The organism is Citricoccus parietis, assembly GCF_042433045.1.
GTDB lineage: Bacteria > Actinomycetota > Actinomycetes > Actinomycetales > Micrococcaceae > Citricoccus > Citricoccus parietis.
On the sequence record NZ_JBHLWH010000014.1, the window covers coordinates 1 to 24421 of the forward strand.

The following is a 24421-nucleotide window of genomic DNA, read 5'->3' on the forward strand; positions in this document are numbered from 1 at the left end:
CCAATCAACCAATTCAAAAAATTGGCATCAACAAACTTGGCACACTATTGAGTTCTCAAACAACAGGTACGTAATAAATACTGACCAGATAAACCCAATTCTTTGGGCCGCTTTCCGGCTTTTCTCATCCGCGGTTCTCAACCTTATCCCTTCGATTTCATCCCGTCAAATCGGCGTTTCCGGCGATTTCTTCGAATCAAATCTCAGTTCTTCGGTTATATCCATCCAGGTGATCCATGACGGCCGCTTAGGGGCTCAATCACTTCTTCCTGCATGGCCCGTACTTCGTGCGGGACCCTGACGCTACACCTTGAAGGGCGCAGAAGTCTAGGTCTGCATTTCTGTTCGGGGTGGCCACCTGTTTTCCGCTTTCGCGGCTGGCGACTTGAAGAACTATACACACGGATTCGCGTGGCCGCAAAATCAGCCTCAGGCGTCGCCCACCGGCCTCGGATGCGCGTGATTCCGCGGTTTTTCCAGGGTTGCGACCCCACGTGCCATGAGGTTGTGAGGCAGGTCTCCCCCGGTGTCCAGGACTGAGCCGAGACGGAACTGGCCGCCCCCTCGGTGAGGGGAGCGGCCAGTCGGTGAGGCACCGTGCTGTGATTCGAGAGGTGGCCCGCCGCGCGTCCGAGGCGCGGGTGGTCGGGCGGGCCGGTGGTCAGATGTTCAGGCGGTCAGATCCACCAGAGCCATGTTCTTCTTGCCGCGGCGCACCAGGAGGTACTTCCCGTGCAGGGCGTCGTCCGTGCCAAAGGTGGCCTCCAGGTCGGTGACCTTGACGTTGTTCACCGCGGCACCGCCGTCGTTGACCGTGCGACGTGCCTCCGAGTTGGAGGCGGACAACCCGGTGGAGGTCAGCAGGTCCACGATGCCCACGGGACCGTGCGTTCCCAGGCCCGCGGCTGCGGTCGGCAGCTCGGCGGTGGCTGCAGCGAGGGTGGGCTCGTCCACCGAGGCCAGATCCCCCTGGCCGAAGATCGCCGCCGAGGCGTCGATGACCTTGCGGGTGGCGTCCTCCCCGTGCACGAGGGACGTGACCTCCCAGGCGAGGGTCTTCTGTGCCTCCCGCCGGAAGGGCTCCTCACGAACCTTGGCCTCGAGCGTCCCGATCTGCTCGCGGGTCAGGAAGGTGAAGACCTTCAGGCGGTCGAGCACGTCCGCGTCCGCGGTGTTCAGCCAGAACTGGTAGAAGGTGTACGGCGAGCACATCCGGGCGTCCAGCCAGATGGCGTTGCCCTCCGACTTGCCGAACTTGGTCCCGTCCGAATTGGTGATCAGCGGAGTGCCGATGGCGTGGGCGGAGACGCCCTCCACCTTGCGGATCAGGTCCGTCCCCGAGGTCAGGTTGCCCCACTGGTCCGAGCCGCCCGTCTGCAGCAGGCAGCCGTAGTCGCGGTACAGGTTCAGGAAGTCCATGCCCTGCAGGACCTGGTAGGAGAACTCCGTGTAGGAGATCCCCTCGTCCGAGTTCAGACGCTTGGCCACGGTCTCCTTCTTGACCATGGTGCCCACCCGGAAGTGCTTGCCCACGTCCCGCAGGAAGTCCAGCGCGCTCATCTGACCGGTCCAGTCCAGGTTGTTGACCATGCGCGCGGCGTTGTCCCCCTCGAAGGACAGGAAGCGCTCGATCTGTCCGCGCAGATACCCGACCCATTCGGTGACGGTGTCCCGGTCGTTCAGCACACGTTCGGCCGTCTGCCGCGGGTCGCCGATCAACCCGGTGGAGCCGCCCACCAGTCCGAGGGGCTTGTGGCCGGCCAGCTGGAGCCGGCGTAGCAGCAGGATCTGCACCAGATTCCCCAGGTGCAGGGATGGAGCCGTCGGGTCGAAACCGCAGTAGTAGGTGACCGGCTCGCCGTCGAGCAACTCCTCCAGGGCTGCCTCGTCCGTGGAGACGTGGACAAGACCGCGCCACTGCAGTTCCTGCCAGAGGGTGGGGAAGGACGGGTCATTGGTCTGTCCGGCCAGGGCCGGGTTCACGGTGGGGGCACCGGTGGTGGACGTGCTGGTCACGGGGAGGGCCTCTCGGGGAGTGTCGATGCGTCAGGGTCAGCGGGTACGTCGGTGGCGGTGAGGGCCCGACGCCGGCCCGGTGGCTAGTCCAGTCCGGCCGGCAGTTCGCCGGTGGCCAGGATCCGCAGGGTCTGGGTGGACCGGGTCATGGCCACATAGAGGTCGCCGACGATGCCGCCGGCCTCGGCCACGATCTGGGCCGGCTCGAGCAGCACGACGGCATCGAATTCCAGGCCCTTGGCCTCGCCGGGGGTGGTGGCCACGATGTCCTGGCCCAGTCCCCCGCCGCCGGAGCCGACCCGATCGCCATACTTGGCCCGCAGCAGGGTGGCGACCTGGCCCTCGAGGGAGACCGGTGCGATCACTGCGAGCAGGCCGCCGTCGATCCGTTCCAGGTCTTCGGCGATGCCGGACAGCAGGGCGTCCTGACGGTCCGCAGTGGCCACGCGGGTGACCGTCGGCTCCCAGTCACCCTCGCGCACGGCTTGCGGGTTGGACACCGGCAGGCCGGCCTCCTGGGCCACGCGTGCGGCCAGCCGGGTGATCTTGGCCGGGGTGCGGTAGTTCACCGTCAGCTCCTCCAGGTGCCAGCGGTCCTGGACGAACGGCTCGAGGGCTTCAGCCCAGGAGGTCACGTTGGCCGCCGAGGAGGCCTGGGCGATGTCCCCGACGATGGTGAACGACTTCAGCGGACAGCGGCGCATGAGCAACCGCCACTGCATGGGCGAGAGTTCCTGTGACTCGTCGACCACCACGTGTCCGTAGGTCCAGGTGCGGTCCGTGGCGGCCCGCTCGGCGGCGGAGACATGGTGGTCCCCGGCCTGGTTGGCATCAGCCAGGGCCTCGGCGGAGACCACGCCGTCCACCCCGAAGTCCTCGAGCATGGCGTGGACGTTCTCCAGGGTGGCCTCCGCATTGGCCACGTCCCGTTTGCGGTCGGCCTGCTGAGTGGCCTGGAGACGGCCGGCGCTGGCGTCCCACTCCCCCAGCAACTCCGCGGCCTCGTCCAGCAGCGGGACGTCCGCCTCGGTCCAGGGCGCGTCGGCCGCACGCAACAGGCGGCGGCGTTGCTTCGCCTTGAGGAACGGGGCGGCCATCTCCAGGTGTCCCGGTTTGGAGAACAGGTCAGAGAGGAGCTTCTCCGGAGTCAGCGGCATCCAGCACAGGTTCAGGGCGATGCGCACGTCCCGAGAGGTGCGGACGTCCTCGGAGAGGTAGGAGCGGTCGATGTTGTTGCCCGCCCCGGAGGACTTCTCCAGCTTGTCCTTCAGCTGGTCGGCGAGCTCGCGCACCATGATCTTCACGAACGTGGTGCGCGCCTCGTTGTGCGGCTTCCCCGTGGCCCGGGCCCGGTCGCGGGCCCGGCGGACCTGCTTCGGGCGGATGGTCAGGGTGGTCCCGCCGACGTCCACCCGGCGCGGCCCGTCCGGGAGGCGCTGGCGGTTGGCCACGGCGTTGGCCACCACCTCGGCCATGAACAGCCGGCCCTTCACCTTCGCGACCCGCCGGTCAGCTTCCGGGACGGCCTTGATGCCGGGCATCAGCCGGCCGAGGGAGGACATGACCACGCCGGTCTCGCCGAGGGAGGGCAGCACGCGGTCGATGTAGCGCATGAACGACTGGGACGGCCCCACGAGCAGCACGCCCGCCGTCTTCAACCGCTCGCGGTGGGTGTAGAGCAGGTAGGCGGCGCGGTGCAGGGCCACGGCTGTCTTGCCGGTGCCGGGCCCGCCCTGGACCACCAGCACCCCCTTGAGGGGCGAGCGGATGATGGCGTCCTGTTCGGCCTGGATGGTGGCGACGATGTCACCCATCTGGCCGGTGCGCCGGGCTGTGACGGCCGCCAGGAGGGCACCCGCGCCGTGGTGCGTCGATTCATCGTCCAGCAGCGTCGCGTCCAGGACGTCGTCCTCGAGATCGGCCACGGTGCGGCCGCGCAACATCAGGTGCCGGCGGCGGCGCACCCCCAGCCGTTGATGGGCGGTGGCCTGGTAGAAGGCGCCGGCCTCCGGCGCCCGCCAGTCGACCATGAGCCGGACCTGGTCCTCGTCCGTCAGGCCGATGCGCCCGATGTAGCGTTCGTCGCCTTCGTCCATGTCCAGCCGGCCGAACACCAGCCGGTCGTCAACGGCGTAGAGCTGGGCGAGGCGGTCCTCGTAGAGGCTGGCGAACGCATCACGCTCGGAGACGTTCTGCACCGAGCCCTGCGGGCCGTCCTTGCGGACACGGGCCAGCTGGCGTTCCTTCTCGGCACGCAGTTCGTCCAGGCGCTCATAGAGCCCGGCGACGTATTCGCGCTCATGCTCCAGTTCGGTCTGGTGGATCGGAACCACATCAGTCATGCCTTGCACACCTTAGGGCTATCGATGGCGCCCGAAGGGTCCGACGAATCCGCCAGAACCCCTGGGCACCTCGGAACGAGTGACCATCCATGGTACAGCCGTTGGGGTGAACGCCATATTAATCCCGTCTCTCTTCCCGGCTCTCCCGCCGGCGCCGTGGCTGGGCCGCCCGGTAGGGAGACACCGAGGGCTCATCCGGCAGCCAGAAGCGCCACGGGTAGTCCGGTCCGCCACCCTCGCCTGAGACCCCGGTGCGCGGACCGCTCAGGGTCCCGGGCCGGCGTCGGGACCGCAGGCCGGACAACCAGATCCCGTCCGGCGCCGGCTGTTCCGGGGCCGGGTCCAGCACCTCACCGGGTGCCGGCCCGAGGAGCAGTGCTGAGCCGTCGTCGCCGGCTCCGATGCCCAGGGTCTGGGCCAGGCGGGCCGGGCCTGAGGCCAGCTGACGGGCCGTCCTGGCCGGTCGGGAACGGACTGCAGTCCCGGCCACGGCACCGGCGCCGCGGCGCACGAGTGCGGTGTCCATCCCCGCGACCACCTCGCCGGCGCGCAACAGCACGCCCGAGCTGGTTCCCTCCGGACCGCACACGATGTTCACGCACCAGTGCATCCCATAGGTGAAGTACACGTAGATGTGACCGACCGGCCCGAACATGGTGGCCGTGCGGGCGGTGCGTCCCCGGAAGCCGTGCGAGCCGGGGTCACGGGCCCCCTCGTAGGCCTCGACCTCCGTCAGGCGCACGCTGACCGCCGCCCCCTGACGGGCGACGGTCAGAGTGGAGCCCAGCAGCAGCGGTGCCGCGTGCAGGCTCCCGCGTTCCAGTGGCTCCAGTCCTCTCGGGGTCACGGAAGGACCGATGAGTCCCCGAAGGCGCGCAGCGGTTCCAGCTGGGACCTGAGCTCGGACAGCTGCGCCGCAACGGCCACCGGGGCGGTACCGCCCTGCGCGCTGCGGGAGTTGAGTGAGCCTTCGGTGGACAGGACCGTGCGGACCTCCGGGGTCAAGGCCGGGGAGATGGAGGCATAGTCCTCATCGGTGAGGTCCCACAACTCCGCGCCACGGGACTCGGCCAGCTTGACCGCCTCACCGGACAGCTCGTGGGCCTCACGGAACGGCACGCCCTGGCGGACCAGCCATTCCGCGATGTCCGTGGCCAGGGCGAATCCCTGCGGCGCCAGCTCTGCCATCTTCTCCGTGTTGAAGGTCAGCGTCGCGATCATCCCGGAGACCGCGGGCAGCAACAGCTCCAGGGTGTCCGCGGCGTCGAAGACCGGCTCCTTGTCCTCCTGCAGGTCACGGTTGTACGCCAGCGGCAGCCCCTTGAGGGTCGCCAGCAGACCGGTCAGGTTGCCGATCAGGCGCCCGGACTTGCCGCGCGCCAGTTCGGCGACATCCGGGTTCTTCTTCTGCGGCATGATCGAGGAGCCCGTGGAGTAGGCGTCGTCCAGGGTGACGAAGCCGGCCTCCTTGGTGGCCCAGAAGATGATCTCCTCGCTGATGCGGGACAGGTCCACACCGACCATGGCACTCACCCAGGCGAACTCAGCGAAGACGTCCCGCGCGGCGGTGCCATCGATCGAGTTCCAGACCGCGGAGTCGAATCCGAGCTCAGTGGCGACCGCGTTCGGGTCCAGCCCGAGCGAGGACCCGGCCAAGGCACCCGAGCCGTAGGGCGACACGGCGGCACGGCGGTCCCAGTCCACGAAGCGTTCCACGTCCCGGGCCATCGCCCAGGCATGGGCCAGCAGGTGATGGCTCAACAGCACCGGTTGCGCGTGCTGCAGGTGCGTCCGGCCGGGCATCGGCGCGTACGGGTGTGCCTCGGCCTGGGCCACCAGCGCGTCGATCGTCTCCACCAGCCGGGCGGCGATCACACGAGCGTGGTCGCGCAGGAACATCCGACCCAGCGTGGCGATCTGGTCATTGCGGGACCGGCCGGCGCGGAGCTTGCCGCCCAACTCCGGCCCGGCCCGCTCGATGAGTCCACGCTCCAGGGAGCCGTGCACGTCCTCATCCGCCTCGGAGGCGACGTAGGCGCCCGAGACGACATCGTCCTCCAAGCGGTCGAGGGCGGCCAGCATGCCTGTGAGCTCGCCGTCGTCGAGCAGGCCGGCCTCCTGCAGCACCCGGGCGTGGGCCCGGGACCCGGCAATGTCATACCGGGCCAGCCGCCAGTCGAAGTCGGTGGACTTGCTCAACGCCGCAAGTGCATCGGCGGGACCGCCGGCGAACCGGCCGCCCCACAACGAGCCCTCGTTGGTGCCGTGGCGTTCCCTCGCTCCCGACCGTCCTGCGGCCTCGGAGCCCTGGTGGTTCTCCGACACGTTCTCGGGCACGGCTCAGCTCTCGTTCGAGAGCTGGGCGACGTCGGCCAGCGAGTCCACGTCACCGGCCACGCGCTCGTCGCGTTCCGTGGCCACCTTCGAGGACAGGCCGAAGATGTCGATGAACCCGCGGGCCGAGGACTGGTCGAAGGCATCGCCCTCGTCGTAGGTGGCCAGGCTGAAGTCGTACAGGCCCGTGTCGGAGCGGCGTCCCTGCACGGTGGCGCGGCCGCCGTGCATCTCCATGCGGATGTCGCCCGAGACGTACTTCTGGGTCTCGTCCACGAAGGTGTCCAGGTTCTTCTTCAGCGGGGAGAACCACTGGCCGTCATAGACGATCTCGGTCCAGCGCTGGTCCACGGTCTTCTTGAAGCGGGCCTGCTCGCGCTCGAGCGTCACGTTCTCGAGCTCCCGGTGGGCGGTCATGAGTGCCATGGCGCCGGGGGCCTCGTAGATCTCACGGGACTTGATGCCGACCAGGCGGTCCTCGACGATGTCGATGCGGCCGATGCCCTGGGCGCCGGCGCGGCGGTTCATCTCCTCGATGATCTGCAACGCAGTGAGAGAGCGGCCGTCCAGGGCGGTGGGAACGCCCTGGTCGAAGGTCACGGTGACCACGTCCGGAGCCGGCGGGAAGGCCGGGTCGTCCGAGTAGTCGTAGACGTCCTTGGTCGGTCCGTTCCAGATGTCCTCGAGGAAGCCGGTCTCCACGGCGCGGCCCCAGACGTTCTGGTCGATCGAGAAGGGGTTCTTCTTCGTGGTGACGATCGGCAGCTCATGGCGCTCCGCATATTCGATGGCCTTGTCCCGGGTCAGGGCGAGGTCCCGGACGGGCGCGATGCACTTCAGGTCCGGGCCCAGGGTCTGGATGCCGACCTCGAAGCGCACCTGGTCATTGCCCTTGCCGGTGCAGCCGTGGGCCACGGTGGAGGCCCCGAACTGGCGGGCGGCGGCGACCAGGTGGCGGACGATGACCGGCCGGGAGATGGCCGAGACCAGCGGGTAGGCGTCCATGTACAGGCCGTTGGCCTTCAGCGTGGGCATGCAGTACTGCTCGGCGAACTCGTCCCGGGCATCCGCGACATAGGCTTCGACGGCGCCGCAGTCGAGGGCGCGCTGGCGGATCGTCTCCAGGTCCTCGCCGCCCTGGCCCACGTCCACGGCCACGGCGATCACCTCGGCGCCCGTGGCCTCGCTGATCCAACCGATGGCCACCGACGTATCCAGTCCGCCCGAATAGGCCAAGACGATGCGCTCTGTCATTGCATACTCCTTCTGTTGCCTGCGATAGTGCCGGCGTTGCCGCCTGCGATGGTGCCTGCCACGGGGCCGCGCACCGCGTACGGAACGGCCGGCCTGCTCTATGCAAGAGTCTACATATTTATGCAGCGCATGCCGAACCACCCCTCGACGCCGGACAGACCGCGCCGTTCTCTCCCCGGGACTTCTCCACGACGCCGTGCCCTCACCGTAATCTGGTGCCATGACGAGCGATACCCCACACGCCAGCCAGTCCGACGACCAACCGACAGTGAACGGCACGCCGGAGCTGACCGACGAGGAGTTGGAGTTCCTGAACTCCCTCTTCGATCTGGCCCGCGCCGGGGACGGCGACCGGCTGCTACCCGTCCTCGACCAGGGCGTCCCGGTCGATCTCGCCAACCACAAGGGCGACACCCTGCTGATTCTCGCCACCTACAACAACCATCCGGCGCTGGTGACGGCCCTGATCGGGCGGGGCGCCGACGTGCACCGGCTCAACGGCCGCGGACAGTCAGCGTTGTCCTGCGCAGTCTTCGTGCAGAACGAGGAGTCGGTGCGGGCACTCCTGGCCGCGGGCGCGGACCCGGACGAGGGCCCCGTGAGCGCCCGCGCCGCCGTCGACATGTTCGGGCTCGAATCGATGCGGGCACTCCTGGACGATCCGGAGCTCCGCGCATGAGAGCAGGATGAGAATCCACCCCGAACGCCGAGGATAATTTGACGTTATCGTTCTGATGCATTTCACTAGACCTAGTCCTGCTTCGTGATCTTTTCGTGATCTGGCAGGAAGCCTGCGGGGTTCCCCCACCTGCACCGTCCCCTGGGAACCCCGTGCCGTGAAATCCATCGCGGACGGCGGACGGTGCTGCATGGACGGTCGGGGACGACCTGAGCAGTGGTGGGCCGAAACCCCAAGAAACCATGCAGAAGACTTCCACTGCCTCCCAGTCCACCCGCCGCACCATCATCCGCCGCTCGGCCGCAGGCCTCGCCGGCGTTGCCGTGGCCGGCGCCGGCCTGACCGCCCTCTCCGCACCCGCCACCGCCGCCCCGGCCTCCAGCTGGGACTCCCTGGCTCAGTGCGAGTCCGGAGGCAACTGGTCCATCAACACCGGAAACGGCTACTACGGCGGCCTGCAGTTCTCGGCGAGCTCCTGGAGCGCCGCCGGCGGCTCCGGCATGCCGCACCAGGCCTCCAAGGCCGAGCAGATCCGCGTGGCCGAGAACCTGCTCTCCATGCAGGGCTGGGGCGCCTGGCCCGCCTGCTCCGCCAAGCTGGGCCTCTACGGCAACGGCGGCAGCGCCGAGGTGACCACCCAGTCGGCCGAGACCTCTTCCCAGACCCAGGAGGCTGCTCCGAAGGCCGAGAAGAAGCAGGCCGAGCCGCAGCAGCAGGCACCTCAGCAGCAGGCCCCGGTCCAGGAGGAGCGCGCCTCCTCCGTGTCCCCGGTCGAGAAGTCGGACGAGACCATCACCGTCCAGGCCGGCGACACCATTTCCAAGCTGGCCGACGCCCACGGGGTCGACGGCGGCTGGGAGGCCCTGTACGCGGCCAACGCGGACACCGTGGCTGATGCGAACCTGATCTTCGTCGGCCAGACCCTGCACCTGCCGGCCTGATCCTGACGGTTCAGATGTGTAGCACCGGCTGACGGCACCGGACGGACCAGTGGTCCGCCGGCTGCCAGCAGCACAACGAACGCGTTGGATGGGGAGAACTCCCCATCCAACGCGTTCTGCGTTGGTGCCGGACGCCGATAGGCTGACGTGACCCGTGATCGTTTCGCCCTGTCGCACCCTGCGGCCGGACATCACCGGTTCAACAGTCTCGAGGGGGACCTCTATGCCGACGAGCATCACCACCACCCAGCGCAAGCCGCTCCGCGTCCTGGGCATCACCGCACTGGGCGCCACGGCAGCCCTGACCCTGGCCGGCTGCGCCGGCTCCGGCGTTCCGGCACTGGAGGACGTGTGGCCCGAGGCCCACGCCTCGATCGAGGACGCGACCTCCGTGGCCATCGACGGCAGCGTGAGCCAGGGCGGCCAGGACATGACCGTGGCCATCTCCGGTCAGATCGACGATTCGTCCTACTCCGGCAACGTGGCCATGGGGGACGTCGCGGTCGAGGTCCTCGGCAATGACGAGTACACCTACATGAAACCGAACACCGCGTTCTACGAGGAGAACGGGGGCGGCGCCCAGCTGCAGGAGATGGTGGGCGACAAGTGGCTGGAGATGCCCGCCGAACAGGGCGGCTTCACCATGTCCACCCTGTGGGAGGCCTTCACCGAGGACATTCCCTCGTCCGATGAATTCAACGACTCCGAGTACACCTCCGAGGCCGTCGATCTGAACGGCGAAGAGGTCTACAAGTACACCGGCAGCACCGAGGACTCCGATGAACCCGTGAGCCTCTACGTGTCCAAGGACAACAAGCTGGTCCGCGTCGAGGCCGCAGCGGCACCCTCCGACGACGAGTCCGCCTCCCCCTCGGCCTCCACCGACTCCTCGTCCGGCACCGGCACGATCGACTTCTCCGAGTGGGACGCCGTGGAGACGGTGGAGATGCCCGCCGAAGACACGATCTTCTCCGTCCCGGGCCTCTAGGTCGCCGCTTCACGGTCCCGGCCGCCCGTCGGGACCGTGCGGAGCTACCCCGCGTATTCGAGGAACCGTCCGGCGACGGCGACTCCCCCGTCCGGCGCACGCGTCACGATCATGATCGTGTCATCCCCGGCAATCGTGCCGAGGATGTCCGGTTGGCGTGACTGATCGATGACGCTGGCGAGGAACTGCGCCGCGCCAGGCGGGGTCCGCAGAATGACCAGGTTGGCGCTGGATTCAGCCGCCACCAGGAGGTCCCGGCACAGGCTGGAGAGCCGGTGCTCCAGGGCCTCCGGGGCTCGCCGCGCGGCGAGCTCGCCCGGCACCGGCCCCTCCGGCGGAACCGAGTAGACCAGCTGTCCGCTGTCAGCGCGCACCCGGTAGGCGCCCAGCTCGACGAGATCACGGGACAGCGTCCCCTGCGTCACCGAGACCCCCCGGGCGCTCAGCTCCGCCAGCAACTCGGCCTGGCTATGCACGTCGGTGGCGGCGAGGACGTCCTTGATGGCCGCCTGACGTGCTGTCTTGGTGGCCGGAGCACTCATCGGACGTCAGAACCGGCGGTGGAGACACTTCCGTCACCGAGCGCCGCGCCGGCCGGTGAGGCGGCCGGTGCAGTGGCCAGACCGGAACGGTAGAGCAGCCAGGCCATCAGGGCCTTCTGGGCATGCAGGCGGTTCTCGGCCTCATCGAACACCACGGACTGCGGTCCGTCGATGACCTCGGCAGAGACCTCGAGTCCCCGGTAGGCCGGGAGGCAGTGCAGGAACACCGCGTCCGGTGCGGCCTTCGCCATGGCGCGGGAATCCACGGCGTAGTCACGGAACAGGGTCTGCCGAGCCTCCTTCTCCTCTTCCTGGCCCATGGAGATCCAGGTGTCGGTGACCACGACGTCGGCGCCGTCCAGGGCCTGCGCGGCATCGGTCGTGACCAGCACCGACCCCCCGGTCTCGGCGGCCCGGGCCTCGGCGGCCGCTACCACGTCCGCGTCCGGCAGGTACCCCGAAGGGCCCGTGACCCGCACGTGCATCCCCGCGGTCACGCCGGCCAGCAGGTACGAGTTGGCCATGTTGTTCGCGGCGTCCCCCAGGTAGGTCATGACCAAGCCCTCGGTGCGCCCTTTGTGCTCGCGCACCGTCAACAGGTCGGCCAGCAGCTGGCAGGGATGGTAGTCGTCCGAGAGGGCGTTGATCACGGGCACGGTGGCGTGCTCGGCCATCTCCTCGAGTCCCGCTTGCGCGTACGTGCGCCAGACGATGACGGACACCATCCGGGACAGCACCTGGGCGGTGTCCGCAATGGACTCCTTGTGGCCCAGTTGGGCCTCACCGGGATTGACGATCAGGGGCTGCCCTCCGAGGTCGGCGATACCCGCGGCGAAGGACACCCGCGTCCGGGTGGAGGTCTTGTCGAAGAACACGATGCCGGTCTGGGGTCCGGCCAGGGGCCGGTGCAGGTAGCGGTCGGCCTTCATGGCCTGCGCCAGGTCCAGGACCTCGGACTGTTCGGCCGCGGTGAGGTCGGTGTCGACGAGGAAGTGGCGGAGTGGCGCCGAGGACGGCGTGGTGCTGGGGGTCATGCTCAGTTCTCCTGATCGTGCTGTTGCTGGTGCGCCCGCAGGGCCGAGTCCAGGAGCGACGGGAGGTCGGCCACCAGGCGGTCGGCCTCCTCCTCCCCCAGGACCAGGGGCGGGGCAAGGCGCAGGGTTGAGGGTCCGGTGGCGTTGAGCAGGTACCCCGCCTCGAGACCGGCGCGGACCACGGCCGGTGCCAGGCCGCCGTCGGGCACCGGGGCCTCCGCGCCGGCGGGCACGGTGAGGTCCACGCCGATGAGCAGGCCGTACTGGCGCACCTCGGTGACCGCGTCCACGGCGCCGAGCCCGCGTGCCAACCGGGCGCCGAGGTCACGGACGTGCTCCAGCAGACCGGTCTGGGCGATCGTGTCCAGCACCGCCAGCGCGGCGGCGGTGGCCACGGGGTTGCCGCCGAAGGTGGTGCCATGCTGACCGGCGGTGAGCAAGTCGGAGACCTGCGGGCCGAAGCTGATCATGGCACCGATCGGGAAGCCACCGCCCAGGCCCTTGGCCAGCGTCATCGCGTCCGGCACCACCGGCTCATCCTGTCCGGTGACAGCGGGGTTCTGGTAGGCGAACCAGGTCCCGGTGCGGCCGGTGCCGGACTGGACCTCGTCGAAGATCAGCAGCGCGCCGTGACGGCGGGTGAGGTCCCGTGCGGCCTGCAGGTAGCCGGCCGGCCAGCCGTGCACGCCGGACTCGCCCTGCACGGGTTCGATGATGACGGCGGCCACGGTCTCATCGAGAGCGGCCTCGAGCGCGGCCGCATCACCGGCGGGGATGAACTCGATGCCGCCGGGCAGGGGTTCGAACGGCTCGCGGTAGGCGGGCTTCCAGGTCATGGCCAGGGCGCCCAGGGTGCGGCCGTGGAAACTGTGCTCCATCGCCAGGACACGGGTGCGGCGCCCGGACGGATCCTCGCGGCCATGACGGCGCGCCAGCTTCAGGGCGGCCTCGTTGGCCTCGGACCCGGAGTTGGCGAAGAACACGGTGGACCCCGTGGGGGCCTCGGCCAGGTCCACCAGTCGCTCGGCGAGGGAGATCTGCGGGCCGGAGGTGAAGAGGTTGGAGATGTGGCCCAGGGTGCCGAGCTGCTCGGTCACCGCCGCGACGAGGGCCGGGTGGGCGTGGCCGAGCGCGTTGACGGCGATGCCGCCGAGGAAGTCCGTGTACCGGCGGCCGTCGGCATCCCAGACATGCACGCCCTCGCCACGGACCAGCACCCGGCTGGGGGCACCGAAGACTCCGGTCAGCGAGGAGGCATAGCGCCCGAGCAGTTCCGCCTGGGCAGCGGTGGCGGAGACGCCAGGGGTCGAATCGTTCATCATGTTCCCTCAGTCGGTGTGGTCATCGGGCAGGACCTGGGTCCCCACCCCGGCCGTGGTGAAGACCTCGAGCAGCATCGAATGCGGCGCTCGGCCGTCCACGATGTGGGCCTGGGGCACTCCGCCGTCCACGGCATGGAGGCACGCGGCCATCTTGGGGATCATCCCGGCCTCGAGGGTGGGCAGCAGCTCACGCAGCTCGCCGGCGGACAGGGACGAGACCAGCGATGTCCGGTCCGGCCAATGGGAGTACAGGCCCTCCACGTCCGTGAGGACCACGAGCTTCGAGGCACCGAGCGCCACGGCCAGGGCCGCAGCGGCGGTGTCCGCGTTGACGTTGAGCACCTCCCCCGTGGCCAGGCCGTCGGCGCTGATCTCGGGGGCCACCGAGGACACGACGGGGATCCGCCCGTTCTCCACCAGGTCACGGATGGCACCGGGGTTGACCTGGGTGACCTCGCCGACGAGCCCGAGGTCCACCGGCTCGCCGCCTACCTCGGTACCCGTCCGCTGGGCCTGGAACAGGGCGGCGTCCTCGCCGGACATCCCGACGGCATAGGGTCCATGCCCGTTGACCAGGCCTACGAGCTCCCGGCCGACCTGGCCCGTGAGGACCATCCGGACCACGTCCATGGCCTCGGCCGTGGTGACGCGCAGCCCCCCGGCGAACTCCGACTCGATTCCGAGCCGGTTCAGCATGGTGTTGATCTGCGGCCCGCCCCCGTGCACCACGACAGGATGGATGCCGCAGTGGTGGAGGAAGACGATGTCCTCGGCGAAGGCCCGGCGCAGCTCCTCCGACACCATGGCGTTGCCGCCGTACTTGATCACCATGGTGGTGCCGGCGAAGCGCTTGATCCAGGGCAAGGCCTCGACCAGCACGGCGGCCTTGGCGGCGGCACCCTCCGGGGAACCCGGAACGTCGGTGGTCCCGCTGCTGTCGGGGGTACCGGTGGTGTCAGTAACACCGGTCGTGTCAGTCATCTCGCTCATGGTGGCTCTCAGCTCGAATACGCGGAGTTCTCATGCACGTAGTCGTGCGTGAGGTCGTTGGTCCAGATGGTGGCGGTGGCCTCGCCCGCGTGCAGGTCGATCACCACGCTCACCTCGCGTGGGGAGAGGTCCACGAGCTCGCGGTCCTCGCCCACCCCGGAGTCGCGGCAGACCTGGACGCCGTTGAAGTGGACGTCGAGACGCTCGGCGTCGAACGGGGCCAGTTCCTCCGGCACCGTGCCGACGGCGGAGATGACACGCCCCCAGTTCGGGTCCTGGCCGAACACGGCGGCCTTGAACAGGTTGGACCGGGACACGGCGCGGGCCACCGCCTCGGCGGCCTCCTCGGTGCTCGCGTTGACCACCTGGATGGAAATCTCGTGGGCGGCACCCTCGGCGTCGGCGATCAGTTGCCGCGCCAGGTCCGCGCAGACCGTGCGCAGTCCCTCCTGGAACTCCGCTACGTCCGGTCGGGTCCCGGTCGCGCCGGAGGCGAGCAGCGCCACGGTGTCGTTCGTGGACATGCAGCCATCGGAGTCCGTGCGGTTGAACGTGGTCCGGACCGCCTCGGTCAGGGCCGCGCCCAGGTCCGCAGGGTCCACGACCGCGTCAGTGGTGATGACGCACAGCATGGTCGCCATTCCCGGTGCGAGCATGCCGGCTCCCTTGGCCATACCCCCGATCACGTACCCGGGGCCGCGATGGACCGCGGTCTTGGGCACCGAGTCCGTGGTCATGATGGCCTCGGCCGCATCGGCACCACCGTCGGCGCCCAGCGCTTCCGCGGCGGCGGTCACGCCCGGGATCAACCGGTCCATCGGCTGGGGCAGCCCGATCAGGCCGGTGGAGCACACGAGCACGTCCCCGGCGGAGATCCCCAGCTGTCCCGCGGCATGCTCCGCGGTGGCGTGCGTGTCCTGAAACCCCTGGTGGCCGGTGGCGGCATTGGCCCCGCCCGAGTTCAGCACCACGGCATCCACCCGCCCGTCCGCGATCACCTGGCGCGACCAGACCACGGGGGCGGCGGCCACCCGGTTGGACGTGAAGACGGCGGCCGCGTGGCGGTCCGGTCCGTCGTTCACGACGACGGCCACGTCCGGTTTCCCGGTCGACTTCAGTCCGGCGGCCACACCTGCGGCGCGGAAACCCTGGGCTGTGGTGACGCTCATGGTGCGATCCCCTGTTGGGTCAGGCCCGTCTCCTCGGCCAGGCCGAGAGCGAGGTTCATGGATTGGATGGCGCCGCCAGCAGTCCCCTTGGTCAGGTTGTCCAGGACGGCGGTGATGATGACGCGGCCGGCGTGCGCGTCCACGGCCAGCTGCATGACCACGTGGTTGGAGCCCAACACGGACTGGGTGGTAGGCCACTGCCCCTCGGGCAGCAGGTGGACGAACCGCTCCTCCCCGTAGGCCCGCTCCCAGGCAGCACGGACCTCGGTGGGGTCCACGCCGGGCTTCAGGCGGGCCGTGGCGGTGGCCAGGATGCCGCGGGGCATCGGCGCCAGCGTCGGGGTGAAGGACACCGTGACGGGTTCCCCCGCCGCCTGGGTGAGCCCCTGCTCGATCTCGGGGGTGTGACGGTGTCCACCACCCACGCCATAGGGACTCATGGAGCCCATGATCTCGCTGCCCAGCAGGTGGGGTTTGAGGGACTTACCGGCACCGGAGGTCCCGGTGGCGGCCACAATCACCACGTCGTCGGGCTCGAGCACCCCGGCGCTGAAACCGGGGGCGAGGGCGAGCAGGCACGTGGTCGGATAGCAGCCCGGGACGGCGATCCGCGACGCCCCGGCGATCTCCGCCCGCTGTCCAGGCAGTTCGGGGAGGCCGTAGGGCCAGGTCCCGGCGTGGTCGGAGCCGTAGAACCTCTCCCAGGCCTGCGGTGACTGCAGGCGGTGGTCCGCGCCGGCGTCGATCACGAGGGTTCCGGGCGAGAGCAGCTCGAGTTCGGCGGCGATGGCCCCACTGGTGCCGTGCGGCAGGGCCAGGAAGACGACGTCATGGCCGGCCAGCACCTCAGCCGTGGTCTCCTGCAGGATGCGATCGGCCAGGGCATGCAGATGAGGCTGGAGAGCACCCAGGCGCTCCCCGGCGTTGGAGTGGGCCGTGATGGCCCCGATTTCCACTTCGGGGTGGGAGAGGAGAAGGCGCAGGACTTCTCCTCCGGCATATCCGCTGGCACCGGAGACGGCAACTGTGAGACTCATGCGCCCATGCTAGGTGAAATATGCAGTGTTGCCAATATTTATGCAAGATCGGGCCGCGTGCACACCCTCGCCGGGCGGTCCGGCACCGGCGGGTTGTTCACCCGACGGTCACCGTGGGACCACGCACCGTCTACGCGCCACCGCCCCTCGGGCCGCCGGGCGCGACTACGGTAGGCACCATGACCGAGACTCCCCTCCCCAGCACCCAGCATGCCGTTCGCGTCCACGCCTCCGGGGGGCCCGAGACCCTGCAGTGGACGGAGGTCCCCGTCCCCTCGCCGGGCCCCGGAGAGGTCCTGGTCAGAACGGCGGCCGCCGGCCTGAACTTCATCGAGACCTACCAGCGCTCGGGTGTGTACCGGATGCCCCACCCGTTCACTCCCGGCTCCGAGGGATCGGGGACGGTGATCGCCCTCGGCCCCGAGGCCGACGGTGCGTCCGCGGCGGTCGGCGATGTGGTCGCCACGGCGGCCGGTTCCGGGACCTACGCCGAGTACTTCACCGCCCCGGTGGACCAGTTGCTGCCGGTGCCGAGCGGAGTGGACCCGGCGGAGGCCGCGGCCATCCCCCTGCAGGGCATGACCGCCCACTACCTGTGCCGGTCCACCGTGGAGGTCCAGCCGAGCCAGACGGTCCTCGTCCATGCCGGCGCCGGGGGCGTGGGCCTGCTGCTGACCCAGCTGTGCGTGTCCCACGGCGCCACCGTCATCACCACGGCCTCCACCGAGGAGAAGAGGGCGCTCTCCCGCGCGGCGGGCGCCAGCCACGTCCTCGACTACTCGGGGTTCGCCGACGCCGTGCGGGACCTCACCGGCGGACGCGGCGTGGACGCTGTGTTCGACGGAGTCGGCCGGGACACGTTCGACGAGTCCCTGGCCTCCCTGCGGATCCGTGGAACCCTGGCCCTCTTCGGTGGCGCCTCGGGGCCGGTGCCGCCGGTCGATCCCCAGCGCCTCAACTCCGCCGGCTCGGTGTTCCTCACCCGCCCCACCCTGGTGCACCACACGTTGACCGCCGAGGAGACCCGGTGGCGGGCCCGGGAGCTGTTCTCCGCCCTCGACGCCGGCACCCTCGACTTCCGGATCGGAGCGACCTATCCCCTCGCCGAGGCAGGCCGGGCGCACGGGGACCTCGAATCCCGCCGCACCACCGGAAAGTCCCTGCTGCTGCCGTAGACCAGCCGGCGGCCGGGACACCGGCCGAGCGCATCGTCGGGCGGCCGTCAGGCGCCGACATCTCCGGACCGACGGACAGGAATCACGATAGGATGACAGGCATTCTTTTTCCGATCCGCACTTTTATCCCGTTTCGATCCCGTTGAACCTGAGTCGGAAGTAGGCCGAACACCACCGTGTCCCCCCATGTGCCCCAGTTGCCCTCCGCCGAGAAGGCCCCTCCGGTCCGGACCCTGGTCCAATTGCTGGAGGCCACCGCCCAGCAGCACCCCGAGGCGCCGGCCCTGGACGACGGCGAGACCGTCCTGTCCTACGCGGAACTGCTGGACGAGGTGAAAGTAACAGGCCGAGCCCTGCACGGTGCCGGCCTCGGCGCCGGGGACCGGATCGGCATCCGTATCCCCTCCGGAACGGTGGAGCTCTACGTCTCCATCCTGGCCACCCTGTACATCGGCGCCGCCTACGTCCCGGTGGACGCGGACGACCCGGACGAGAGGGCCCGGCTGGTGTTCTCCGAGGCCAAGGTGGCCGCCATCCTCTCCGGTCAGGGCCGGGTGCAGACGTCCTCGAAGCGTCCCAAGCCGTTCCCCAGCCCCCGCCCACCCGGGCCGGAGGACGATGCCTGGATCATCTTCACCTCCGGGTCCACCGGCACGCCCAAGGGCGTGGCCGTCACCCACCGCAACGCCGCGGCCTTCGTGGACGCCGAGGCCCGGATCTTCCTGCAGAACGACCCCCTCGGACCCGGCGACCGGGTCCTGGCCGGGCTCTCCGTCGCGTTCGATGCCTCCTGCGAGGAGATGTGGCTGGCCTGGCGCCATGGCGCCTGCCTCGTCCCCGCCCCACGCTCCCTGGTCCGCTCCGGCATGGACCTCGGCCCCTGGCTCGTCTCCCGCTCCATCAACGTGGTCTCCACGGTGCCGACGCTGGCCGCCCTCTGGCCCCCGGAGGCCCTGGAGAACGTCCGATTGCTGATCTTCGGCGGCGAGGCCTGCCCACCGGAGCTCGCGGCCCGGCTGGTTGAGGACGACCGTGAGCTCTGGAACACCTATGGACCCACCGAGGCCACCGTGGTGGCCTGCGCAGCCCCCATGGACGGCACCGGACCGGTGCGCATCGGCCTGCCCCTGGACGGCTGGGACCTGGCCATCGTGGACCCCGCCACCGGAATCCCCGTGGCCGAGGGCGAGACCGGAGAGCTCATCATCGGCGGCGTCGGCCTGGCCCGCTACCTCGACCCGGCCAAGGATGCCGAGAAGTATGCCCCGATGGAGTCCCTCGGGTGGGACCGCGCCTACCGTTCCGGGGACCTCGTGGTCTGGGACCCGGACGGACTGCTGTTCGTGGGCCGCGCCGATGAGCAGGTCAAGCTCGGCGGCCGCCGCATCGAACTCGGAGAGATCGATGCGGCCCTCCAGGCTCTGCCGGGCGTCGCCGGCGGGGCCGCCGCGGTCCAGACGACCCCAGCCGGAACCCAACTGCTCATCGGGTACCTGGCGGTGCCGGCGTCGACGACGGAACACGGCGAACCCGACTTGAAGGCCTTCCGCCGGCTCCTCGAGAAGGAACTGCCCGGAGCACTGGTCCCCCGCCTGGTCACGGTGGAGACCCTGCCCACCAAGACCTCCGGCAAGGTGGACCGCAACGCCCTGCCGTGGCCGTTGCCAGGTCAGGCCGGACAGGGCTCCGGCCACGGCGGCTCCGGCCCGAACTCCGACCTCCCCCTGGATCCCGAGTCCCCCGGCGGCTGGGTACTGTCCCAGTGGTCCGACGTGCTGGGCGTAGCCCCGGAGGACCTGGACACCGACTTCTTCACCTCCGGCGGCGGCTCCCTGGCGGCCGCACAGCTGGTCTCCCGCCTGCGCACCCGCTACCCCTCCGTCACCGTGCGGGACATCTACGCCCACCCCCGTGCCGGCGCCCTGCTGGAGGCCGTGACCGGCAACGACGGCCGGCCGGTGGAACCGGCCGAGCCCGTGGAACCGCGCCCCGTGGTGCGCACCGCACGCAAGGCCCAGGTCTTCCAGACGCTGATGGGCATCCCCCTGGTCATCCTCGTGGCCCTACGCTGGGTCGTCTACCTGGCCGCCGGGTCCAACCTGGCCGCTGCCTGGGGCGTCCTGCCCGGGGCACCGACCGTCTCCTGGTGGTGGGTGCTGGCCGGCTGGCTGGTCTTCGTCTCCCCGCCGGGGCGCATGGCGATCTCCGTGGTGGCGGCCCGGCTGCTGCTGCGCGGGATCCAACCCGGCTCCTATCCGCGGTCCGGCAAGGTCCATCTGCGCCTGTGGCTGGCGCAGCACATCTCCGACCTCGTGGACCCGGTGTCCCTGGGCGGCGCCCTGTGGGTCCCCACCTACGCCCGGTTGCTCGGTGCCCGGATCGGCAAGCACGTGGACCTGCACTCGGTCCCGCCCATCACGGGGCTGTTGGACCTCGGCTCCGGCAGCTCCATCGAGCCCGAGGTCGACCTGTCCGGTTACTGGATCGACGGTGACGTGGTGCACATCGGCGCCATCACTGCCGGCGAGGACGCCGTGGTCGGTTCCCGCTCCACGCTGATGCCCGGCGCCGTCATCGGCACCGGGACCGTCATCCAGCCGGGCTCCACGGTGACCGGGAAGGCCAAGGACGGCCTCGAGTACGCCGGTTCCCCCGCCCAGCGCCTCGGCAAGGCCAAGTACGACGGCCCGAACATCGACCCGCCGCGGGCCACCGGCTGGCTCGTGCTGTCCGCCATCGGCTCCGGCGTCCTGGCCCTGCTGCCCTTTGCCGCGGCCGTGGCGGCCGCCCTCGTAGGCCTGTGGTCCCTGACCTGGTGGCCGGACTGGCAGTCCGGCGGGGCCGGCGCGGCCCCCGAGACCGCACTCGGCTCCGCCTGGCGGCTGCTGGCCGCCAGCCCCCTGATCGCCGCCGTGTGGTTCGGCGCGAACATGCTGTTCACCGTGGTGTCCGTGCGGCTGCTGTCCCTCGGCGTCGCCGAGGGCTACCACGCCGTCCGCTCCCGCATCGGCTGGCAACTGTGGGCTACGGAACGCGTCCTGGACACTGCCCGTGACCTGCTCTTCCCGCTGTACGCCTCCCGGTTCACCCCGGTGTGGCTGCGCTGGCTGGGGGCCGAGGTCGGCGCCAACGTGGAGGCGTCCACCGTCATCCTGCAACCGGCCCTGACCCAGATCGGCGATGGCGCCTTCCTGGCCGATGACACCATGATCGGTTCCTATGAGCTGCAGCGCGGCTGGATGTACGTGGGCCAGGCGAAGGTCGGCAAGAAGTCCTTCGTCGGCAACTCCGGTATGGTCGCGGCCGGACGCAAGCTCTCCAAGAACGCCCTCGTGGCCGTGCTGTCCGCCACCCCGAAGAAGACCAAGGCCGGCTCCTCCTGGCTGGGGTCCCCGCCCGTGCGCCTGCGCCGGACCGAGGTCGAGGCCGACGACGCCCTGACCTATGATCCGCCGGCCCGCCTCAAGCGCGTCCGCAGTGCCTGGGAGTCCCTGCGCCTGCTGGCGGTCTGGGTCTCCAGCGTCATCGCGGTGCTCGTGGTGGTCGCCCTCGACGGGCTCGCCCACCTCGGCGGAGGCGCGGCCGAGGGGGCCGGGCCCGGGGGCTGGTGGCTCGCCGTCGTGCTCGGCGGAGTGGTGCTCATGGCCGCCGGCGCGTTGGCGGCCGGTTCCTCCGTCCTGGCCAAGAGGGTCCTCGTCGGCCGGATCAAGACCGGGGAGCATCCCCTCTGGAGCTCCTTCATCTGGCGCAACGAGGTGGTGGACAACTTCGTCGAGGTGGTCTCCGCCCCGTGGTTCGGGCGGATCGCCTCCGGCACTCCCTCCCTCGTCTGGTGGCTGCGCGCCCTCGGAGCCCGGATCGGCCACGGCGTGTGGTGCGAGTCCTACTGGCTGCCCGAGGCCGACCTGGTGACCCTGGGCGACTCCTCGACCGTGAACAGGGGCTGCGTGGTCCAGACCCACCTGTTCCATGACCGCGTCATGTCCCTGGACACCGTGCAGCTGGGCGAGGGTTCGACCCTCGGGCCCAACTCGGTGATCCTGCCTGCGGCCTCCATCGACGACGGCGCCACGGTGGGCGCGGGATCGCTCATCATGCGCGGTGAGATGGTCCCGGGCCACTCCTGGTGGACCGGCAACCCGGTGGCCCCGTGGAAGGGCCCGAAGGTGAAGGGCCGCGCTGCGGCCATCACTAGACTGGAACGGCTCGAGGAGAAGGCCGAGAAGGCAGCCGAGAGGGCCGCCGAAAGGCGAGCCGCCGAGCGAGACGCCGAGACAACAGCCGCGACTGCGGCCGAAGACCCTGAGGAGCACAGCCGCCCGTGAGTGTGGAAACCCCGGTTCTACCCGATCCGTACATCCCCGGATCGGGGACGCCGGACTTCACGGTGGGCCACTACGATCTGCAGCTGGAGGTCAAGCTGGCCGCCAACCGGATCGCCGGGAAGGCCCGCCTCGAGGGGACCGTCCTGCGGCCGGCCAAGCGGATCGAGCTCGATCTGCATGAGCTCTCGGTCAGCAAGGTCACCGCTGCCTCGGAGAGCCGTACCGTGAAGGTCGCCAAGTCCGCTGTGCGCAGGGGCCGGCTGGTCGTCGACCTGGCCACCAGGCTCGACGCCGGTGCCCCCCTGACCCTCGAGGTCACCTACGCCGGGGTGCCGAAGATACTGGACGGGCCATGGGGCGAGATCGGCTGGGAAGAACTGGACGACGGGGTGCTGGTGGCGGGCCAGCCCAACGGCGCAGCCACCTGGTTCCCATGCGTGGACCACCCGTCCGTGAAGTCCACCTACCACTTCACCGTGGCCACGGACGCCGGATACCTGCCGGTCTGCAACGGCCTGCCCACCGGTCACCGCCGCCGGTCCTCCCGTGAGGAGTGGACCTGGGAGCTGCGTGACCCGGCCCCCACCTACCTGGTCACCCTGCAGATCGGCCGGTACCAGCTGGTCGCCGTGCCGGAACACCCCACGGGGCGCCACCGCGCCACCGGCTCCTTCCGCCAGCGGGTGCGGGGCCTGGTGCAGGACCTGCTGCCGGGCACGGACGGGGAATGGCGGCCAGGTCATGTCCCGGAGGCCGGAGACGGCCAGGAAAACCACAGCCGGCACGGGGGCGAGGGCCACGGCGAGACGGGCCTCGCGGGCGTGACCGACCACGAGCCGGCTCCCGTGTTCCTGGCGGTCTCCCCGGCCCTGCAGGACCGCGCCCTGGAGGCCCTGGGGCGGCAGACCGAGATGATGGCGTGCTTCAGCTGGCACTTCGGCCCCTACCCCTTCGACCGGTACACGGCCGTGGTGACGGACGACGTGCTGGAGATCCCGCTGGAGGCGGCGTCCCTGTCCATCTTCGGGTCCAATCACCTGACGGGTTCCTGGGCCGCCGAGCGGCTGGTGGCCCACGAGCTGGCGCACCAGTGGTTCGGCAACGCGCTGACCCTGCGCCGGTGGCAGGACATCTGGTTGCACGAGGGGTTCGCCTGCTACAGCGAATGGCTGTGGGGCGCGGAATCGGGGCATGGCACGCTGGCCTCGCTGGCCCGCACCGCCTGGCGAGGACTGGCGCTGAAGGCCAAGGACCTGGTGGTGGCGGACCCGGGGCCCGAGCTGATGTTCGACGACCGCATCTACAAGCGCGGGGCCCTGACCCTGTTCGCCCTCAACCGGGCCGTGGGCGATGAGGTGTTCACGGACCTGATCCGCTCCTGGGTGGCTGAGCACCGGCACTCCTCCGTGGACACGGGGATGTTCCTGGACCACGCCGACCGCCAGGCCGAGGCGGCCGGTCACCCGGCCGGTCATGCGCGTGCGGTCATGTTGCCGTGGCTGTGCGAGCCCGCACTGCCGGCCTTCCCCACGTCACGCTGACGCCGCGGGAGTCCCTTCGGACCCTGGCCCGGCCGGCGGCAGGAGCACGACGGCGCCGAGCAGGTGATCGGGGGCAGGGCCCCCTGGCCAGTCGCGGTCTGGGACGATGACGGAACCGGGCCGGTCCGGCACCGCCAGTTCCAGGGTCCCGGGCAGCGTGACCGCCACGTCTGCCGGGTCGCCGATGAATCCGGTGCCATGGGCTTTGGCGAGGCCTTCCTTGGCGCACCACAGCAGGCCGCGGGTTCCCGGGCGCACGTGGTCCTCCAGGGCACCGAGCAGCCGCTCCTCCTCCGCAGAGAAGCCGACGCCGGCCAGTTCGGAGGGCTCGGCGAAGGCCGCGGAGCCGGCCTGCTCGAGGTCGACCCCGATCCGCCAGCCCGCCACCGTGTCCGGGACCCCGAGCCAGGCGGTGGCGAGCCAGCCTCCGGCCCGGCTGAAGCTCACGGCCGGCAGCGGCGCGGCCAGGTCCCCCGGTGCGAGGGCGTCGGGACCCCGCCGGCGCCGGGCCAACCGGCTGTGACGCAGCTCCGGCTGGCCGTGGTCCTCGGACCCACAGTGGGAACAGCGGTGGATGACCTCGAAGGTCCCCGGCCGGTGCCCCAGGGACACGGCGAGGAAGTCGAGGGCCTCACGGCGCTGGTCACCGGTCCGGGGGCCGGTGACCACCACGTGCCATCCCGGGCCCGACGCCGGCCCGTCACCTGTGCCCATGGTCCCTACTTTCTCTGC

The 24421-nt window shown here is 70.1% G+C and carries 19 protein-coding genes; 7 read left to right on the plus strand and 12 right to left on the minus strand.

The window, feature by feature from the left end; translation table 11 throughout:
• Nucleotides 1–301: hypothetical protein (locus tag ACFFIO_RS05075; RefSeq protein ID WP_378040506.1), on the plus strand; the 301-nt coding region annotated here is incomplete at its 5' end.
• 368 nt (nucleotides 302–669) lie between these two features.
• Here ACFFIO_RS05075 and tyrS read toward each other — a convergent pair.
• The 5 genes from tyrS to ACFFIO_RS05100 all read right to left on the minus strand — a co-directional run bounded on the left by tyrS (nucleotide 670) and on the right by ACFFIO_RS05100 (nucleotide 7946).
• Nucleotides 670–2016 (minus strand): tyrosine--tRNA ligase, encoded by a 1347-nt coding sequence (gene tyrS, locus ACFFIO_RS05080; RefSeq protein ID WP_378040507.1) that lies wholly within the window; start codon nucleotides 2014–2016, stop codon nucleotides 670–672.
• Nucleotides 2017–2099: 83 nt separating this feature from the next.
• Nucleotides 2100–4340: a HelD family protein gene (locus ACFFIO_RS05085; protein ID WP_378040725.1), complete on the minus strand. Its 2241-nt coding sequence runs from the start codon at nucleotides 4338–4340 to the stop codon at nucleotides 2100–2102.
• Between the two features lie 136 nt (nucleotides 4341–4476).
• On the minus strand, nucleotides 4477–5205 hold the full coding sequence (locus tag ACFFIO_RS05090; protein WP_378040508.1) for a DNA-3-methyladenine glycosylase: 729 nt from the start codon (nucleotides 5203–5205) through the stop codon (nucleotides 4477–4479).
• A complete protein-coding gene (gene argH / locus ACFFIO_RS05095; protein WP_378040726.1) occupies nucleotides 5202–6683 on the minus strand; it encodes an argininosuccinate lyase in 1482 nt (493 codons plus the stop codon). The genes ACFFIO_RS05090 and argH overlap by 4 nt, the downstream gene beginning before the upstream one ends.
• 15 nt (nucleotides 6684–6698) lie before the next feature.
• Nucleotides 6699–7946, minus strand: a complete 1248-nt coding sequence (locus ACFFIO_RS05100) for an argininosuccinate synthase (protein ID WP_378040509.1) — start codon at nucleotides 7944–7946, stop codon at nucleotides 6699–6701.
• Between the two features lie 220 nt (nucleotides 7947–8166).
• Between ACFFIO_RS05100 and ACFFIO_RS05105 the strand changes: the two genes are divergently transcribed.
• The 3 genes from ACFFIO_RS05105 to ACFFIO_RS05115 all read left to right on the plus strand — a co-directional run bounded on the left by ACFFIO_RS05105 (nucleotide 8167) and on the right by ACFFIO_RS05115 (nucleotide 10554).
• Nucleotides 8167–8625 carry an ankyrin repeat domain-containing protein gene (locus tag ACFFIO_RS05105; protein ID WP_378040510.1) on the plus strand — a complete coding sequence of 153 codons (459 nt, stop codon included), beginning with the start codon at nucleotides 8167–8169 and terminating at the stop codon, nucleotides 8623–8625.
• Between the two features lie 242 nt (nucleotides 8626–8867).
• A complete protein-coding gene (locus tag ACFFIO_RS05110) occupies nucleotides 8868–9566 on the plus strand; it encodes a transglycosylase family protein (RefSeq protein ID WP_378040511.1) in 699 nt (232 codons plus the stop codon).
• A 223-nt stretch (nucleotides 9567–9789) separates the two neighbouring features.
• On the plus strand, nucleotides 9790–10554 hold the full coding sequence (locus ACFFIO_RS05115) for a hypothetical protein (RefSeq protein ID WP_378040512.1): 765 nt from the start codon (nucleotides 9790–9792) through the stop codon (nucleotides 10552–10554).
• 44 nt (nucleotides 10555–10598) lie between these two features.
• On the opposite strand, the gene argR is transcribed toward ACFFIO_RS05115, so the two are convergent.
• Genes argR through argC form a run of 6 tightly spaced genes read right to left on the minus strand, consistent with a single transcriptional unit; the run spans nucleotide 10599 to nucleotide 16648 of the window.
• Nucleotides 10599–11096, minus strand: coding sequence for an arginine repressor (gene argR / locus ACFFIO_RS05120; protein ID WP_378040513.1), 498 nt, complete (start codon nucleotides 11094–11096; stop codon nucleotides 10599–10601).
• Nucleotides 11093–12130: an ornithine carbamoyltransferase gene (argF, locus tag ACFFIO_RS05125; RefSeq protein WP_378040514.1), complete on the minus strand. Its 1038-nt coding sequence runs from the start codon at nucleotides 12128–12130 to the stop codon at nucleotides 11093–11095. Before argF ends, argR begins: the two co-directional genes overlap by 4 nt.
• A 2-nt stretch (nucleotides 12131–12132) precedes the next feature.
• Nucleotides 12133–13452 (minus strand): acetylornithine transaminase, encoded by a 1320-nt coding sequence (locus tag ACFFIO_RS05130; protein WP_378040515.1) that lies wholly within the window; start codon nucleotides 13450–13452, stop codon nucleotides 12133–12135.
• 6 nt (nucleotides 13453–13458) lie between these two features.
• Nucleotides 13459–14433, minus strand: a complete 975-nt coding sequence (gene argB / locus ACFFIO_RS05135) for an acetylglutamate kinase (protein ID WP_378040516.1) — start codon at nucleotides 14431–14433, stop codon at nucleotides 13459–13461.
• A 17-nt stretch (nucleotides 14434–14450) separates the two neighbouring features.
• Nucleotides 14451–15611 (minus strand): bifunctional glutamate N-acetyltransferase/amino-acid acetyltransferase ArgJ, encoded by a 1161-nt coding sequence (argJ, locus tag ACFFIO_RS05140; RefSeq protein WP_378040517.1) that lies wholly within the window; start codon nucleotides 15609–15611, stop codon nucleotides 14451–14453.
• Nucleotides 15608–16648: an N-acetyl-gamma-glutamyl-phosphate reductase gene (argC, locus tag ACFFIO_RS05145; RefSeq protein ID WP_378040518.1), complete on the minus strand. Its 1041-nt coding sequence runs from the start codon at nucleotides 16646–16648 to the stop codon at nucleotides 15608–15610. Before argC ends, argJ begins: the two co-directional genes overlap by 4 nt.
• A gap of 179 nt (nucleotides 16649–16827) precedes the next feature.
• Between argC and ACFFIO_RS05150 the strand changes: the two genes are divergently transcribed.
• From ACFFIO_RS05150 to ACFFIO_RS05160, 3 genes are all read left to right on the plus strand, one after another.
• Nucleotides 16828–17823 carry a quinone oxidoreductase family protein gene (locus tag ACFFIO_RS05150; protein WP_378040520.1) on the plus strand — a complete coding sequence of 332 codons (996 nt, stop codon included), beginning with the start codon at nucleotides 16828–16830 and terminating at the stop codon, nucleotides 17821–17823.
• 176 nt (nucleotides 17824–17999) lie between these two features.
• The gene (locus tag ACFFIO_RS05155) at nucleotides 18000–22148 is read left to right on the plus strand and encodes a Pls/PosA family non-ribosomal peptide synthetase (RefSeq protein ID WP_378040521.1); all 4149 of its coding nucleotides are present in this window, start codon (nucleotides 18000–18002) and stop codon (nucleotides 22146–22148) included.
• Nucleotides 22145–23689: a M1 family metallopeptidase gene (locus ACFFIO_RS05160; RefSeq protein WP_378040522.1), complete on the plus strand. Its 1545-nt coding sequence runs from the start codon at nucleotides 22145–22147 to the stop codon at nucleotides 23687–23689. The genes ACFFIO_RS05155 and ACFFIO_RS05160 overlap by 4 nt, the downstream gene beginning before the upstream one ends.
• Here ACFFIO_RS05160 and ACFFIO_RS05165 read toward each other — a convergent pair.
• Nucleotides 23681–24403, minus strand: a complete 723-nt coding sequence (locus tag ACFFIO_RS05165) for a 4'-phosphopantetheinyl transferase superfamily protein (protein ID WP_378040523.1) — start codon at nucleotides 24401–24403, stop codon at nucleotides 23681–23683. The two genes, ACFFIO_RS05160 and ACFFIO_RS05165, sit on opposite strands and share 9 nt — an antisense overlap.
• Nucleotides 24404–24421 lie beyond the last annotated feature (18 nt).

Coding starts and splice junctions, on each gene's coding strand:
- ACFFIO_RS05100 (WP_378040509.1), bottom strand. CDS start 7,946: ATGACAGAGCGCATCGTCTTGGCCTATTCGGGCGGACTGGATACGTCG.
- ACFFIO_RS05105 (WP_378040510.1), top strand. CDS start 8,167: ATGACGAGCGATACCCCACACGCCAGCCAGTCCGACGACCAACCGACA.
- ACFFIO_RS05110 (WP_378040511.1), top strand. CDS start 8,868: ATGCAGAAGACTTCCACTGCCTCCCAGTCCACCCGCCGCACCATCATC.
- ACFFIO_RS05115 (WP_378040512.1), top strand. CDS start 9,790: ATGCCGACGAGCATCACCACCACCCAGCGCAAGCCGCTCCGCGTCCTG.
- argR (WP_378040513.1), bottom strand. CDS start 11,096: ATGAGTGCTCCGGCCACCAAGACAGCACGTCAGGCGGCCATCAAGGAC.
- argF (WP_378040514.1), bottom strand. CDS start 12,130: ATGACCCCCAGCACCACGCCGTCCTCGGCGCCACTCCGCCACTTCCTC.
- ACFFIO_RS05130 (WP_378040515.1), bottom strand. CDS start 13,452: ATGATGAACGATTCGACCCCTGGCGTCTCCGCCACCGCTGCCCAGGCG.
- argB (WP_378040516.1), bottom strand. CDS start 14,433: ATGACTGACACGACCGGTGTTACTGACACCACCGGTACCCCCGACAGC.
- argJ (WP_378040517.1), bottom strand. CDS start 15,611: ATGAGCGTCACCACAGCCCAGGGTTTCCGCGCCGCAGGTGTGGCCGCC.
- argC (WP_378040518.1), bottom strand. CDS start 16,648: ATGAGTCTCACAGTTGCCGTCTCCGGTGCCAGCGGATATGCCGGAGGA.
- ACFFIO_RS05150 (WP_378040520.1), top strand. CDS start 16,828: ATGACCGAGACTCCCCTCCCCAGCACCCAGCATGCCGTTCGCGTCCAC.
- ACFFIO_RS05165 (WP_378040523.1), bottom strand. CDS start 24,403: ATGGGCACAGGTGACGGGCCGGCGTCGGGCCCGGGATGGCACGTGGTG.